This is a genomic window from Bradyrhizobium sp. CCBAU 21365 (genome assembly GCF_015291305.1).
GTDB lineage: Bacteria > Pseudomonadota > Alphaproteobacteria > Rhizobiales > Xanthobacteraceae > Bradyrhizobium > Bradyrhizobium elkanii.
In genome coordinates this window covers 9,454,228-9,468,697 of sequence record NZ_CP030036.1, presented here as the reverse complement: position 1 = coordinate 9,468,697, position 14,470 = coordinate 9,454,228, and the positions used below count along the sequence as shown (strand labels likewise).

Sequence of the window (14,470 nt, the reverse complement as noted above, 5' to 3'; positions counted from 1 at the left end):
CAAATCGCGATTTGCAAAGCGGTTTTGCGCCGAAGCAATCTGTTCCGCCGCGCGGAAGAGATCGACTTGTTCGCGGCATCCGTCATCGGGCGCGCATTCGCACGCCACGCCGGCTCGCAATGACGATCGAAAGCTAGGTCGCGTCCTTCTCGTACGACGAGATCTCGATCAGGCTGCCGTCGGGGTCGCGGCAATAGACCGAGCGCAGCGTGCCGCGCGCGCCTTGCTTGGCCACCGGGCCTTCCTCGATCCTGACACCATTGGCCTTCAGATGCGCGACCACTTCCTCGGGCGTGCTCGAGGTGAGGAAGCAGAGATCGTCGCTGCCGGCCGCCTCGTGATCGGCGGTGAACCAGTCCACCTTGTCGGCATCGCGCGGCCGCACATTGATCTTCTGGTTGCCGAACACCAGCGAGGTGCGCGGCGTCTTGCCCTTGCCGGCGTCGAACACCTTCACCTCCATGCCGAGGATCCTGCTGTACCAGGCAACCGAGCGCACGACATCGGTGACGTTGATCACGAGATGGTCGAGCCCATTCACCTTGACGGACATGATCGATCCTTTTCGGTCCAGAGTGCTTTCGAGCGATGTGGTCGCCGGTTCTGGTGCGATCAGAGCCGCAGCTTAGTCTTTCGTCGCGGTCAGCGGCGCTCGTGTCGCACTGGCCGCTTCAGGCATTGTTTGTTAAAACCGCGCCGCACGCAACGCAACAGAAACGGGCAGGGCGCCAAACCCTGCTGGATTGGGAGAAACTTCATGATTTCACGCCGTACCGCGCTGGGCCTGATCGGGTCGGGGATTTCGACATTCGCGATCGGCCGCGCTTCCGCTGCCGACTATCCGGCGCGGCCGGTGCGCTGGATCGTGGGTTATCCGCCGGGCGGCGCCACCGACATCATCGCGCGCCTGGTCGGGCAGCGGCTGTCGGAGAGGCTCGGGCAGCAATTCGTGATCGAGAACAAGCCGGGCGCCGGCAACAATATCGGCACCGAGGCGGCGATCAACGCCGAGCCGGACGGCTACACCGTGCTGCTGGTCAATCCGGCCAATTACATCAACGCTTCGCTCTACGCCAACCTGAAGTTCAACTTCGTGCGCGACGTCGCGCCGGTTGCTTCCTTCAATCGCGTGCCGAACGTGATGACCGTCAACAAGGACGTGCCGGCCAAGACCGTCGCCGAGTTCATCGAATATGTGAAGGCCAATCCCGGCAAGGTGAACATGGCCTCTTCCGGTAACGGCACCTCGGTGCATCTCTCCGGCGAGATGTTCATGGCGATGACCGGCTGCAAGATGCAGCACGTGCCGTATCGCGGCGCCGCGCCCGCGATCACCGACATGCTCGGCGGCCAGGTGCAAGTGATCTTCGACAACATGCCCTCGATCATCCAGCACATCCGCTCCGGCGCGCTGCGCGCGCTGGCGGTGACGTCAACCGAGCGATCCTCGCAACTGCCGGACGTTCCGTCGGTCGCCGAGACCGTGAAGGGCTACGAAGCGAGTGCGCTGTTTGGCATGGGCGCGCCGAAGAACATGCCGAAGGAAGTTATCGCCAAGCTCAACACCGAGATCAACGCCGTGCTCGCCGAACCCGACATGAAGAAGCGTCTGGTCGAGCTCGGCGGCGATCCGCTGATCCAGACGCCGGAAGCCTTCGGCAACGATATCAAGGCCGAAACCGACAAGTGGAAGAAGGTCGTCGAGTTCGCCGGCCTCAAGGTCGAGTAGACGTCGCAAGAGGCGCGATGCTGGATCGCGCGGGACAAATGTGGCCCGCGTGGTGCAGCCAAGTTCGTCGGCCTTGACGCGGAATAAATTGACGTTCAGGAACCTTATCAAAGATGCCGCACCTGACTGACTGCGGCATCCGAGGAGCCGGATCATGCGCGCATCGGGATTGGCAATGCTTGTTCTGGGAACGATGACGCTCGCCGGCGCGGCGAGTATCACGCCCGCTTCCGCCGATCCGTATGACTACCCATGGTGTGCGCAGGGCCCGAGCCTGGGCTACCCCGGCGAATGCGCCTACCGAACCTACGAGCAGTGTCTCGCGAGCGTGTCGGGCCGCTATCTCTATTGCGGCGAAAATCCGCGCTTCCTGTTCAGCGAACCGCCGCCGCCACCACCGCGCCGCTATCAGCGCCGGCACCGGACCGTTTATCCCGACTAGTGTTGCCGCATCACCGCAAGGCAGTCTTTCCCCACCATTCCTGACCTTCGTCCCCGCGCCGGGTCCATTCTGACGCGATCGTGAAGCTGCGCGCTTGACGTCGCGCCGTTTGCGCCTATACTAAACCACATGGTTAAGTATCAAGACGAGACGCTGGACCGCACCTTTGCGGCGCTTTCCGATCCCACCCGCCGCGCCCTGCTGGCGCGGCTCGGCGAGCAGGACAGCCTGTCGGTGAGCGAGCTGGCGCAGCCGTTCGCGATATCGTTGCCGGCGATCATGAAGCATCTCGACGTGCTCACCGATGCGGGTCTCGTCGCGCGCGAAAAGACCGGCCGCACGGTGGCGTGCCGGCTCACCGCGCGGCCGATGGAGCAGGCGATGAACTGGCTCAATCGCTATGCGCAATTCTGGTCCGACAACCTCGACCGCCTTGCCGCTTTTGTGGAGGAAGACCCATGGCAAACAAATCCGCAGTCGCCGCCGATGCCGGCCTCGCCGCGCGCCCAAGCCTCACCCTCACGCGGCGGCTCCGCGCGCGGCCGGAAAAAGTCTACGCCGCGTGGACCGAGCCGGAAAATCTAGCGCAGTGGTTCGGACCGGGTGGAGTCAAGCCGGCCACGACGCGCGCGGAGCTCGATGTCCGCGTCGGCGGACGCTATCGTATCGGATTCATCGGCACGAACGGCGAATATCACGAGGTCGGCGGCGTCTATCGTGAGGTGGTACCGAACGAGAAGCTGGTGTTCAGCTGGGCCTGGCATTCGACGCCCGAACGCGAATCCGAGGTGATGATATCGATCAAGCCCGATGCCGGCGGCACGCTGCTCACCTTCCATCACGCGCAGTTCGTCGATGAGACCGCCCGCGACAACCACCAGCGCGGCTGGACCGCATTCCTCGGCAATCTGGAAAGCTTCGTCGACGCCTGATCTGCAAAGGAGCATCCCATGCAACAGCACAAGATCGTCTCGCGCGAAGAATGGATCACAGCCCGCAAGGCGCTGATGATCGGCGAGAAGGAGTTGACCCAGGCCCGCGAAGCGCTGAGCCGGCAGCGCCGCGAACTGCCCTGGGTCAAGGTCGACAAGGACTATGTGTTCGACGGGCCGGGCGGCAAAATGACGCTCGGCGATCTCTTCAAGGGCAGACCGCAACTCGTGGTGCAGCATGTGATGTTCGCGCCGGAATGGGACGCAGCGTGCAAGAGTTGCTCGTTCTGGGCCGACGGTTTCGAGCGCATGGTTCCGCATCTGGCTGCGCGCGACACCACGATGATCGCGGTCTCGCGGGCGCCGCTCGCCAAGCTCGACGCATTCAAGGCGCGGATGGGCTGGACCTTCGACTGGGTCTCCTCGGGAGAGAGCGACTTCAACTACGATTACGGCGTCTCGTTCACGCAAGCGCAGATCGATGCGGGGACCGCGAAGTACAATTATGGAACGACCCCGCTCTACGGTCCCGAACTGCCCGGCATCAGCGTGTTCTGTCGCGACGAGCAGGGAAGCGTGTTCCACACTTACTCGACCTTCGCGCGCGGCCTCGACATGATGAATGCCGCCTATCACTATCTCGACCTGACGCCGCTCGGCCGCCACGAGGACGGATTGCCCTATCCGATGGACTGGGTGCGGCTACGTGACCAGTACCAACCGGCGCCGGTTCAGGCATCCTGCTGTCACTCCTGATCGTCATTGCGAGGGGTTCGCGACAAGATTGCAGAGCAATTTTGCGCGGAAGCGACGAAGCAATCCATTCCTCGGCGTTTGGAGAGATGGATTGCTTTGCTGACGCGCGCAATGACGGGGAATCAGACAACAGGAATCGCCCATGCCCTACGTCGATGGATTCATCGTGGCCGTGCCGAAGAAGAAACTCAAAGCCTATGCGCAGCTCTCGAAGAAGGCCGGCAAGGTCTGGCGCGAATATGGCGCGCTGGATTACCGCGAATGGGTCGCCGACGACGTCAAGCCGGGCAAGCTGACCTCATTTCCGCAGAGCGTGAAACTGAAGGCCGGCGAAACCGTCGTGTTCGCCTGGATCACCTACAAGTCGCGCGCCCAGCGCGACAGGATCAATGCCAAGGTGATGGCCGATCCGCGCCTGGCGTCGATGGGCACGGGCGATGTGCCGTTCGACGCCAAGCGGATGATCTATGGCGGCTTTGCCAGCCTCGTGAAGGTTTGACGCGGCACGGTTTCGCCGCAATCTGCGCAGTAACCGGCTGTTAAACATCACGCTTGGCAGGCGGCGCGATGCCGCTTGCGTTTGCTTGGTGATCCCGTATACTTTGCAATACAAAGTTCGGGCGAATCATGCGTGACCTCGACAAGGCGTTGGCCGATATCCTCGCGATCCGCAGCCAGATTGCGGCCGGAACGGCGTTTCGCGGCTACGGTCCGGCGACCGTCGCCGCCACCAGTGGCATCGCGCTCGTCACGGCGCTTGCGCAATATCTCTGGCTTGCCGATCCCACCGCTCATCCGATCGCATTCCTCGCAGGCTGGGCGGCGGCCGCGTTGGTCTCCGCCGTGCTGATCTGGATCGAGATGCAGGCGCGCTCGCGGCGGCATCATTCCGGCCTTGCGGACGCGATGGTCCAGCAGGCGATCGAGCAGTTCGTTCCGGCTGTTATCGCCGGCGTGCTGCTCGCTGTCCTGCAATGGAAGTTCGCGCCCGAGACGCTGTGGATGTTGCCGGGCCTGTGGCAGGTGCTGGTCAGTCTCGGCGTGTTCGCCTCGGTCCGCCTGCTGCCGCGCACGATCGCGCTCGGCGGCGCCTGGTATTTCCTGTCGGGATTCACGGTGCTGCTGATCGCAAGCCAGAGCCACGCGCTGTCGCCCTGGACCATGGGATTGCCATTCGCGATCGGCCAGTTGCTGCTCGCAGCGCTGCTCTATTTCGCTTCCGGAGGCCATGATGCCGAAGACTGACCTGACCACCGCGCCGTTCGCCTATGACGGCCTCGACCGCGTCATCCACGAGAAGGCGCGGCTCGGCCTGTTGACCTCGCTGATGGCGCATCCGAAGGGGCTCGCCTTTGCCGATCTCAAGCAGCTCTGCGGCCTGACCGACGGCAATCTCAGCCGGCACCTGCAGGTGCTGCAGGAGGCCGGTCTCGTCGACGTCATCAAGGGCTATGAAGGAAATCGTCCGCACACCACCTGCCGCCTGACCAGGAGCGGCCGCCGCCGCTTCCTCGACTATCTCGCCGTGCTCGAGCAACTGGTGCGTGACGCGGCCAGGGCTGCCGGCACGGCCGAGAGGGCTGCCGGCACAGCAGAAAAAGCCGCCGGCAAGGACGACGGCGCAACTGGCCGCCTCGGTATCCAGCCGGTTTGAACCATTCCATTTTTGTCCGGAGACTTTGTGATGCAAAGTAACGTCGCGCTCAAGCCGGAAGCCGCCATCAGGCTCCATGTCGGCATCATCATGGACGGCAACGGCCGCTGGGCGACGCGACGCGGCCTGTCGCGCCTGCGCGGACACGAGGCCGGCGTCGAGGCGATCCGCCGCATCGTCGAGGCCGCACCCGACCAGGGCGTCGGCACGCTGACGCTCTACGCCTTCTCGAGCGACAATTGGCGCCGTCCGAAGGCCGAGGTCGCGGCACTGATGGGGCTGCTGCGGTTCTATCTCGCCAACGAGATCGCCGCGCTGGTGCGCAACGGCGTTCGCCTCACCGTGATCGGCCGCCGCGACCGGCTGCCCGACGGCATCGCAGCCGCGATCACGCGCGCGGAGGCCGAGACCGCCGGCGGCACCACGCTGCATCTGCGCATCGCGATCGATTACTCGGCGCGCGACGCCATCCTGAACGCGGCCGCGCGCGCGGCCGGCGCCGGCGAGCTGAGCCGCGAGACTTTCGCCGATCTCATCACCGGCGAGGCCGGGCTGCGCGACGTCGATCTGATCATCCGCACCTCGGGCGAGAAGCGGCTGTCGGACTTCCTGCTCTGGGAGGGCGCCTATGCCGAGCTGCACTTCACCGAGCGGATGTGGCCCGAATTCGATGCCGATGATCTCGCCGACGCACTCGGCTCCTTCCATCGCCGCGAGCGCCGCTTCGGCGGACTGACCGCGATCGCGCCGGCGGAGGTACCGAACCTCTAAAGCATGATCCGGAAAAGTGCGAAGCGGTTTTCCGAAAAGATCATGCTCAAACAAGGAGCTAAAGCGCGATGGTGATTCAACCTAAGCTCATCGCGCTTTAGCGCGGCAGGCCGCGCCAACTGCTCTCTTCCTAAAGCCCGGCCGGGGGGTTGGGCTCTCTCTCAAGATGCGGGGACGAACGATCACGCCAACCAAAGCGGGAGCGATCATCCATGCGCATTCTTCTCATCAACGTGCCGCATCCGGCGATCGGCAGCCGGATCCCCGACGAGCATCTGCCGCCACTCGGCCTGTTGTCGATCGGCGGGCCGCTGATCGATGACGGCCACGACGTCGGTCTCATCGATGCCGAGTTCGGGCCGATGCCGGTCGAAGCCATCGTGGCGGAGGCATCGAGATTTGCACCGGATGCGGTGCTGTTCGGTCATTCCGGCTCGACGTCGGGCCATCCGGTCATCGCGGAGGCGGCGCAGGCCATCGTCAAGGCCGTGCCCGGTGTGCGGATCGTCTATGGCGGCGTGTTTCCGACCTATCACTGGCGCGACATCCTGCGTGAGGAGCGCTACGTCACCGCGATCGTGCGCGGCGAGGGCGAAGAGACCGCACGGCGTCTGATGCGGGCGCTGGAGGCCGGCGAGGATCTCAGCATCATCAACGGCATCGCATTTCGCGACGATTATGGGCCGCGCGTCACGCCGCCTGCGCCTGTCATCCGTGACCTCGATGCCTATCGCGTCGGCTGGGAATTGATCGATCACGCGCGCTACAGCTATTGGGGCGGGCTGCGCGCCGTCGTCGTGCAGTTCTCGCGCGGCTGTCCGCATCTGTGCAATTACTGCGGCCAGCGCGGCTTCTGGACGCGATGGCGGCACCGCGATCCCGTGCGCTTCGCGAAGGAGCTGGCGCGGCTCCATCGCGAGCACGGCGTCAAAGTGATCAATTTCGCCGACGAGAATCCGACCGCCTCGAAGAAGGCGTGGCGGACCTTTCTCGAGGCCTTGATCGCGGAGGATGTCGATCTGATCCTGGTCGGCTCGACCCGCGCCGACGACATCGTGCGCGACGCCGACATCCTGCATCTCTACAAGAAAGCGGGCTGGCAGCGCTTCCTGCTCGGCATGGAGAATACCGACGAGAAGACGCTGGAGCTGATCCGGAAGGGTGCGACCACCACGATCGATCGCGAGGCCATCCGCTTGATGCGCCGGCACGGCATCCTGTCGATGGCGACCTGGGTGGTCGGCTTCGAGGAGGAGACCGATCGCGATCATTGGCGCGGCCTCAGGCAGCTGTTGTCCTATGATCCCGACCAGATCCAGATGCTGTACGTCACGCCGCATCGCTGGACGCCGTATTTCCGTCTCGCGGCGGAGCGACGCGTCATCCAGACCGATCGCAGGCTCTGGGACTACAAGCATCAGGTGCTGGCGACCCGGCACATGCCGCCATGGCGCGTGCTGCTCTGGTTCAAGTTCACCGAGATGGTGCTGCAATGCCGCCCGAAGGCGCTGCTCCGCGTGCTGCTTCACCGCGACGCCGGACTTCGTCACGCGATGCGCTGGTACACGCAGATGGGCCGCCGGGTCTGGCCGCATGAAATTCTCGGCTTCCTGCGCGACAAAAGACTGACGCACGGGCCGACCGTGCAGGAATTTTGGGGCGCGCCGCAGGATATGGAGGAGGAATCGATGTCGTCGCACCGGCCCGAGCGCCGCGTCGGCACATCACGCGCAGCGTAAGTCGATACCGTCTTGCCGGGTTCTGGATAACTGGCGCTGATGACTGGACGCCTGAGTCATCAGCGCGATAATTTCCAGGTCGGCTGCGCAGATCAAAAAGAACCGTGGCGGTCGAGGCGTCGAGTTGAGCATACAGGTTGCGATCTTAAAAATATTGGTCAGTCACGTCGGCGGCAAAGCCACACTCGATTCACTCAAGCACGATCTCGCAATCCTCTCATCGAGCGGCGACGATTGGCATGCGCGGATCAAACGTCTGGCGTCGCGGGTCCCCGAACTCGACATCTTTAGCAATCGCTATGTGGTGCGTGACGTCGAAGGCTGGGAGGTCACATCGGCCGGTCGCGAGTTCCTGCGTGCACTGGAAGCGGTCACGCAGGACAATCTGCGGTCCGCGCCAGCGGCCGAGACCGCGATCCGCGCCGAGGGCAAGCTGATCGTGGTCGGTCACCGCTTCAAAAGCCGGGTGCGGCCACAGCGTGATCCCGAACAGAGCACATTGGCGCGCCGCCGGCCGATCCGCGAGCCGCATTGAACCTCACTGCGCGGCACGCGACCTACCTTCGGGACGTGGCTCCGGAGGTCGCAGATGACTGCTTTGGCTCAATCGATCGCACGCGCGTTTCCGGCCAATTCGCTTCGGAGCAGCATCGCCCGGCATGTCCTGCTGTTCGCCTTGGCGGTCCTGCTTGTCGCGGCGCTCAGGGCAAGCTACGGCCTCGATCTCAGCGCCGGCTTCTTCTGAGGCATGCTCAAAAGGTCGCGTCACACTTCTTTCCCCGCTTCAAGCATATTGGGTTAACCGGACCGAGGTAGCTAGGCGCACGCTTTCCTTGCATCTCGAACCCGGGCCGGTTTTCCATGGACAAGCCGATGCGCTGCCAGTGCGGCCGGACGCGAACCATTGTGCTCGACAAGCATTTCCGCACCGCGCTGATATGCCCGAAATGCGATGAGGGTCAGCTGGCCGGGCCGGCGAGGCCGGAGGAACGGGTGTTGACCGTACGCTGAAGCGCGATGAGATCAGGTTGAATCGTCATCGCGCTCTAGCTCGTTGTTTAGGCATGATCTTTCCGGAAAACCGCTTCGCACTGTTCCGGATCATGCTCTGCGCGGTCGTTTTCGGCGTCGAAACCCGCTAGGTTCCGTCTGACGAAACGGACCAAAGCGAAACCCGATGCCGCAGCCTTCCGACACCGCCGCCATCACCCTTGCCGACATACGCCGTGCCGCGGATGTGATCCGGGATGCGGTCATGGTCACGGCCTGCAACGAGAGCCGCACGCTGGGCGAGATCTGCGGCTGCCGCCTGTTCCTCAAATTCGAGAACCTGCAATTCACCGCGACCTTCAAGGAGCGCGGCGCGCTGAATCGCCTGCAGGCGCTGTCGCCCGCGGAACGCAAGCGCGGCGTGATCGCGATGTCGGCCGGCAATCACGCCCAGGGCGTGGCCTATCACGCCAAGCGGCTCGGCATCCCCGCCACCATCGTGATGCCGATCGGCACGCCGATGGTGAAGATCGAGAACACCAGGCGGCACGGCGCCGAGGTCATCATCACTGGGCAGACGCTGGAAGAATGCTTCGCGTTCGTCGGCTCGCATGCCGCGCAGAAGGGCCTGATCCTGATCCATCCCTATGACGATCCGCTGATCATCGCCGGCCAGGGTACGATCGGACTTGAAATGCTCGCGGCGGTGCCGGAGCTCGATATCCTGGTGGTGCCGATCGGCGGCGGCGGGCTGATCTCGGGCATTGCCACCGCCGCGAAGGCGCTGAAGCCGTCGATCCAGGTCGTCGGCGTGCAGGCCCAGCTCTATCCGTCAATGTACAATGCGGTCAAAGGCGAGCAGCTGCCGATGCGCGGCGACACGCTCGCCGAGGGCATTGCGGTCAAGGCGCCCGGGCAGATCACCACGAAAATCGTCCGCCAGCTCGTCGACGACATCATCCTGGTCAGCGAGGACCAGATCGAGCGCGCGGTCGCGACCCTGATCTCGATCGAGAAGACGGTGGTCGAAGGCGCCGGCGCCGCCGGCCTCGCCGCCGTGCTGGCGGCACCGGCGCGTTTTGCCGGCCACAATGTCGGCCTAGTGCTGACCGGCGGCAATATCGACACCAGGCTGATCGCCTCGGTCCTGACCCGCGAGCTCGCGCGCGAGGGGCGGCTGACGCAACTGGCGCTCGACATCGTCGACCGGCCCGGACAGCTCGCGGCGGTGTCGATCCTGCTTGCCGATGCCGGCGCCAATATCATCGAGGTCTCGCATCAGCGCACCTTCTCCGATCTTCCGGCAAAGGCGACGCTGCTCGAGCTCGTGATCGAAACCCGCGACCGCGCGCATCTGGAAGAGGTGCTGGCAAGACTCGGCGCTGAAGGATTCGCGGTGCGGGAAACTTAGCAGCGTGATCCGCACCTGGTCCGTCATCTTGAGGAGGCCGCAACGCGGCCGTCTCGAAGGATGAATCGGCCACCAGCCGGGCCGTCGATCCTTCGAGACGCGCGCAGGGGCGCGCTCCTCAGGATGACGGATTTCAACGGGCGAACTAACCTTCGTCATCGCCCGCCGCCAGCTCGGTGAGCTTCGCGATGGTGTTGATGTTGCGCGCGGTGCCCGTGGCGGCGGCGGGGATCTTCAGCTTCGAGCGGCCCATGCCGCTGCCATAGGCGACATAGATCTCGCGCTTGCCGAGCCGCACCTGTTCGTCCTGCTGGCCCTTGATGTCCTTCAAGGCGTCCTTCGGCGGCGGCTCGTCGAGGAAGATCGCGACAGTATAGTTCGGCGGCGCCTTCGGAAACGGATTGGCCTTCAGCACTGCGGCGATCTCGTCCGCGCTGCGGACGACGACGCCGACCGGCTTGCCGGCATAGGCCTGCAGCCGCCGCTCCAGCGCGGCCTTGACCTTGGCCGCGCCGAGCTTCGAGGAGAACACGACATTGCCGCTGGCGATATAGGTCTGCGCGTCGGCAAATCCCTCGTCGATGCACATCGCCTTCAACTCGGTCATCGGCAGCTTGCCGGTACCGCCGACATTGACCGCGCGCAGCAGGGCGACGTAACGCGGCATCGACTAGCCGTCGGCTTTCTTCTTCGCGGGCTTCCTGGCCGGCGGCGGCTCTTCCATCGCCTTCTTCATGGCGCGGGCATAGGCGTCGGCGGCGTTCTCGGCCGAATTCTGCAACCGCTTGGCGGTCGCGGTTGCGTTCAGCATCGTGCTCTTGGCCAGGAAGCGGAAGCGCGCCTTGGCCTCCTTGTCCTTGGCCTTGCCCGCGCGCGCGACCCAGACGGCCTGACGTTTCCTGGCAGCCGCCATCACGGCCTTGGTCTGCGCTTTTGCGGTTTGCCGGATGACGGCGTCGAGGTCGGCTTCGGCCATTCAGATGCACTCATTGGACTGGGACGTGCGCCGGGGTGGGCGCACCGAGGGAGGGGAGCTACCCCTAGCGTAACCGGTGCCGTTTGAACATGCGATCCTTTTACGATGTCCCTGAGGATCGGATCGACCCTGTATCGAGGATCGCGCCGCGTGCGCTAGTCTCCTGACGACCCCGGCGGCACCTTCGCGCCGGCGAGCAGTCCGGCCAGCTCCACTTGCCGGCCGAGTCCGGTCTTGGCCAGCACCGCCTTGAGCTGGTTGCGCACCGTTTCGCGGGAGATGCCGAATGCGCCGGCGATTGCCTCGACGGTGCGTCCTTCGCCAATGCCGCGCGCAACGCGCGCCTCCGCCGGCGTCAGGTCGAACAGACCCTGCAGCACTTCCGCGGTCGGCACCTCGGCCGGCACCACCGGCGTCACGATCACGATCGCCGCCGCGCGGTCGAACAGGTCACGCGCCGCGCCGTGGATCGGGACGAGATGCACGATGAGCGGTGGGCGATCCTCCTGCGCCGCGATCGGCACCGAGCGCACCTCCACGCCGACCAGTCCCTGATCAAGCGCGGCCAGCGCCTGGGCGAACAGCGCGTCGGCGGTGGTCGCCGCCAACGTCAGGCGCTCGCCGCGATCCTGCATCACGTCGGGCACGAGGCGGTCGAACAGCGTGTTGGCCGCCATCAGACGGCCGCCGCGCCGCAGCACTGCCGCGGGCAGGCCGAGCATCGCCAGCGATTCGGTTGCCGCCCTGGCGCGCTCCATCCCGAGCCGCGCCGACAGCAGAGCGGCACGCGCCAGATGCGGCCGCAGCGCGTCGAGCTGCTCGATTGCTTCCCGCTCGATCGGTCCGTGCTGGTATTCGCGCTCGACGCTGTAGATCAGCACGTCGCCGCTCGGCACCGGGATCGCAGTACCGGCGCCCCATCCGAGCCCGCGCGGGCGGAAGAATTCGCGGATCTGGAAATCCTGCTGCACCTCCTCGGGCGTATCGAACACGTCGATGTCGCGCAGGAAGCCGGCATGGTTGGCCGCGAGCAGGCGCGGCAATCGCCCGTTGCGCTCGTGCCAGCCGCCTTCGACATAGGCCACCGTGTCGTCATGCATGTCGGGGGACGCGACCCAGCGGACGTCGTGCGGGGCCGCCGTCAGCAGCACGATACCGCGCGCACGCGCGATGGCACCGACCTGATGCAGGACATTCGGCCACAATTCGGGGACGACCGCGGCCTCATAGGCCAGTTCAATCAGATGCTCGTGCAGGTCGTTCGCCATCGGTCATCCCAAAAACCGTTGTTGCCCAATAGATAAACCCGGCGACCCCGGAAATATTGCGTAAAGCAATTCAGCCCGAGCCACGAGTCCGGGTTATTCCGGTGCGCGTTCACGCGCATCAGGGGGAATTACGACGTTTTCGCCGCTCTTCTTCGCGATTTTCGTGCGGGCGCGTGGGGCCTCGCTCGGTCGGCTGCGACCCGGCGCGCGGCCGCCGGCGCCCGGACGACGAATTCGAAGGCCGATGCCAGGTCAGCGGGTCAAGCCCAAGGCTTGATAGAGACGCGATAATCAGGGCCCGACGATCATCGCCGCGTGTGGCGAAATCGAAGCTCCGTGACAGGCGGAAATATTCCGAAGCATCCCGAAACCTGAGAGGCGCTGCGCCAGACCAGCCGGCGTCACCCATTTGCAACGCTGCACGCGATCGTTCGCGCATGAACATCCTTTAATTTGTATCCGCGCAATCCGTAGCGCCAGCTAGGGCATGATCCGGAGAAGTGCGAAGCGGTTTTCCGAAGAAGATCATGCCGAAGGGGCGGTCCAAAGCGCGATGACGATTCAAACCTGATCTCATCGCGCCTTGAGCAGCCACCTCTGACATTCATGCGAGCCTATCGTCGGCTCGGGGAGAGCTGATGATCAGCCGCAGGGCTCTTTCCGGATTGTTGATGACGCTGGTCGGCCCCTCGTCGCGGGCCGGCAACGACCGGCTGGCGCTGGACCATTGCCAGGGATCATGCGCGAATGTCGACTTGCCGACCCTCGGCTACGATCAGTTCTGCCGGTCGTTGTTCGATATCGCGGCAAGCGGCAGACTGCATGCGGTCGCAACCGGTTCGGAGATTCGCGGAGAGATGCGATCTTTGTTCCGGGCGCGGCGGCTTTATCGGCCGTCGCACGACGAGATCCGGGTTCACTGGCGCGCGCCTGCGGATGGATTCTCGATCGTGAAGGTCGAGTTCGATCTGGAATGCGGCGTGCCGGTGCGCGGATGTCTCGGAATTCCCGACGGAGAATTCAAGGGATTGATCCTGCTCGGCCACGGCATGGCGAGCACGCCGGAGCGCTGCTTCGACGATGCCGACAAGGACTACATGAACGCGCTCGGCCAACGGCTATGTCGGGACGGTTATGTCGTCTGGTGTCCTTACATCGTCCAGATCGGAAATCAGGAGAGCCAGAACAACATCGCCGCGATGCTGGCATCCCAAGGGGTCTCCGCGCACAACGTGTCGTGCGCATCGCTCGACGCCGGCGAAATCGTCTGCCGCAAGCTCACCGGCGCGTCAGGGCTGAACGTCGGCGTGTACGGCGTGTCGTGGGGCGCCTTTCTCGCGCTCCATCTGGAAGCCGCGACGGGGCGGATGCGGCCGACCGTCGTCTCCGGATATATGCGCGACGAGAAGAGGTTTCTGACCTCGCCCGTCATCAGCAAGAATCTCGGCATCGAACTTGCGGCCTACATTCATTTCAGCAGCGGCCGCGCCAAGTACACCGGCGCGGCGCTGACGTACCTGCTCTGCCCGTGCCCGCTGTTCGTCGAGATCGGGAGCCGTGACGGTGCAAACGCCGTGGAACTTGGGCGCGACGAGAAGTTTTCGCAAATGCAGTCGATCTACGCATCGTCAGGCCATTCACATTTGATCGACATGGACATCTTCGACGGTGTGCAGGAGGTCAGCGGCAAGCGCGCGCGACCATGGCTATCCGAACATCTGGCGTCGCCAGCCTATCAAGACACCGCTCGCCTGAAGAACGCCGTCGCGCTGTGAGCGCATGGTCCGCGGCCGCGTCCGATC

Annotated in this window: 17 protein-coding genes and 1 pseudogene; 14 read left to right on the top strand and 4 right to left on the bottom strand. The window is 64.5% G+C overall.

From position 1 onward, the window contains the following. Positions 1-133: 133 nt before the first annotated feature. The gene (locus XI02_RS44730; protein WP_016843620.1) at positions 134-553 is read right to left on the bottom strand and encodes a VOC family protein; all 420 of its coding nucleotides are present in this window, start codon (positions 551-553) and stop codon (positions 134-136) included. Between the two features lie 204 nt (positions 554-757). Between XI02_RS44730 and XI02_RS44725 the strand changes: the two genes are divergently transcribed. The 13 genes and pseudogenes from XI02_RS44725 (at position 758) to XI02_RS44665 (ending at position 10,424) form a co-directional block, all read left to right on the top strand. Then, the gene (locus XI02_RS44725) at positions 758-1,729 is read left to right on the top strand and encodes a tripartite tricarboxylate transporter substrate binding protein (protein ID WP_016843619.1); all 972 of its coding nucleotides are present in this window, start codon (positions 758-760) and stop codon (positions 1,727-1,729) included. A gap of 154 nt (positions 1,730-1,883) precedes the next feature. After that, the gene (locus XI02_RS44720; protein ID WP_026192015.1) at positions 1,884-2,171 is read left to right on the top strand and encodes a DUF3551 domain-containing protein; all 288 of its coding nucleotides are present in this window, start codon (positions 1,884-1,886) and stop codon (positions 2,169-2,171) included. 129 nt (positions 2,172-2,300) lie between these two features. Beyond that, positions 2,301-2,756, top strand: a complete 456-nt coding sequence (locus tag XI02_RS44715) for a helix-turn-helix transcriptional regulator (protein WP_075969198.1) — start codon at positions 2,301-2,303, stop codon at positions 2,754-2,756. Between the two features lie 11 nt (positions 2,757-2,767). After that, positions 2,768-3,103 (top strand): annotated as a pseudogene (locus XI02_RS44710) (SRPBCC domain-containing protein); the annotation flags it as partial. A gap of 18 nt (positions 3,104-3,121) precedes the next feature. Next, the gene (locus tag XI02_RS44705; RefSeq protein WP_172646298.1) at positions 3,122-3,859 is read left to right on the top strand and encodes a thioredoxin family protein; all 738 of its coding nucleotides are present in this window, start codon (positions 3,122-3,124) and stop codon (positions 3,857-3,859) included. Between the two features lie 142 nt (positions 3,860-4,001). Then, positions 4,002-4,358, top strand: a complete 357-nt coding sequence (locus XI02_RS44700; protein WP_028341411.1) for a DUF1428 domain-containing protein — start codon at positions 4,002-4,004, stop codon at positions 4,356-4,358. A gap of 128 nt (positions 4,359-4,486) precedes the next feature. After that, positions 4,487-5,104, top strand: a complete 618-nt coding sequence (locus XI02_RS44695) for a hypothetical protein (protein ID WP_016843613.1) — start codon at positions 4,487-4,489, stop codon at positions 5,102-5,104. After that, positions 5,091-5,513, top strand: coding sequence for a transcriptional regulator (locus XI02_RS44690; protein ID WP_172648994.1), 423 nt, complete (start codon positions 5,091-5,093; stop codon positions 5,511-5,513). The genes XI02_RS44695 and XI02_RS44690 overlap by 14 nt, the downstream gene beginning before the upstream one ends. Positions 5,514-5,543: 30 nt before the next feature. Then, positions 5,544-6,284 (top strand): di-trans,poly-cis-decaprenylcistransferase, encoded by a 741-nt coding sequence (locus tag XI02_RS44685; protein ID WP_018269238.1) that lies wholly within the window; start codon positions 5,544-5,546, stop codon positions 6,282-6,284. A 212-nt stretch (positions 6,285-6,496) separates the two neighbouring features. Beyond that, positions 6,497-8,023, top strand: coding sequence for a magnesium-protoporphyrin IX monomethyl ester anaerobic oxidative cyclase (gene bchE, locus XI02_RS44680; protein ID WP_172646299.1), 1,527 nt, complete (start codon positions 6,497-6,499; stop codon positions 8,021-8,023). 124 nt (positions 8,024-8,147) lie between these two features. After that, positions 8,148-8,558: an aminoacyl-tRNA deacylase gene (locus tag XI02_RS44675; protein WP_244980883.1), complete on the top strand. Its 411-nt coding sequence runs from the start codon at positions 8,148-8,150 to the stop codon at positions 8,556-8,558. A gap of 54 nt (positions 8,559-8,612) precedes the next feature. Then, positions 8,613-8,768, top strand: a complete 156-nt coding sequence (locus tag XI02_RS44670) for a response regulator (protein WP_370143875.1) — start codon at positions 8,613-8,615, stop codon at positions 8,766-8,768. Between the two features lie 432 nt (positions 8,769-9,200). Then, entirely contained in the window at positions 9,201-10,424 is a 1,224-nt protein-coding gene (locus XI02_RS44665; protein ID WP_069278956.1) for a threonine ammonia-lyase, read from the top strand. A gap of 145 nt (positions 10,425-10,569) precedes the next feature. Here XI02_RS44665 and XI02_RS44660 read toward each other — a convergent pair whose 3' ends face one another. The 3 genes from XI02_RS44660 to XI02_RS44650 all read right to left on the bottom strand — a co-directional run bounded on the left by XI02_RS44660 (position 10,570) and on the right by XI02_RS44650 (position 12,668). Continuing rightward, the gene (locus XI02_RS44660) at positions 10,570-11,091 is read right to left on the bottom strand and encodes a DUF1697 domain-containing protein (protein ID WP_172646300.1); all 522 of its coding nucleotides are present in this window, start codon (positions 11,089-11,091) and stop codon (positions 10,570-10,572) included. A gap of 3 nt (positions 11,092-11,094) precedes the next feature. Continuing rightward, entirely contained in the window at positions 11,095-11,400 is a 306-nt protein-coding gene (locus XI02_RS44655; protein WP_069278954.1) for a hypothetical protein, read from the bottom strand. Positions 11,401-11,555: 155 nt separating this feature from the next. Then, complete coding sequence (locus tag XI02_RS44650) at positions 11,556-12,668, bottom strand: helix-turn-helix transcriptional regulator (protein WP_172646301.1); 1,113 nt, start codon at positions 12,666-12,668, stop codon at positions 11,556-11,558. Between the two features lie 638 nt (positions 12,669-13,306). Here XI02_RS44650 and XI02_RS44645 point away from each other — a divergent pair. Beyond that, positions 13,307-14,443 (top strand): hypothetical protein, encoded by a 1,137-nt coding sequence (locus tag XI02_RS44645; RefSeq protein WP_172646302.1) that lies wholly within the window; start codon positions 13,307-13,309, stop codon positions 14,441-14,443. The last annotated feature ends 27 nt before the right edge of the window (positions 14,444-14,470 follow it).